Source organism: Mesorhizobium sp. M8A.F.Ca.ET.161.01.1.1 (assembly GCF_004792105.1).
In the GTDB taxonomy this organism is placed as follows: domain Bacteria; phylum Pseudomonadota; class Alphaproteobacteria; order Rhizobiales; family Rhizobiaceae; genus Mesorhizobium.
Window position 1 is genome coordinate 1 of the sequence record NZ_SRTD01000138.1, and the last position, 389, is coordinate 389.

Sequence of the window (389 nt, forward strand, 5' to 3'; positions counted from 1 at the left end):
AAAGACAGCTGTTCCACCGTGGCGTCATTCTCAAGCTCGATCACGGCAATATAACCGGTGAGATGGCCTTGATAATAATGCCCGAGCGTCGGAGAAATACGCTCGGGCTGTTTCTTGCGTAGTTCGTGAAGCAAGCGGACATTGCCCACGCCGCCGCAGGCCAGCACAAGCGTCGTTACCGGAACACGCATGTCGCCATGCCCGTTGCTGAGCCGGACATCCGTAACCGCCCCCGTGGCGTCGACATCGATTGTCGTTGCGGATGTATCCGAAAGAAAATGTATCAAACGGGATTTTTCAATTCGATCCCGGCATGTCACGCCAAGGTCCGGCTGGCTGCTCCCCCACTCGATAGAGTCAAGATGGACATCTCCCGCCGGTGAAGCACC

1 protein-coding gene is annotated in these 389 nt (G+C 56.6%); it reads right to left on the reverse strand.

Annotated elements, in window-relative coordinates; genetic code table 11:
* The coding region (locus EN804_RS37520; RefSeq protein WP_189602165.1) for a hypothetical protein at positions 1-389 on the reverse strand (389 nt) is incomplete at both ends.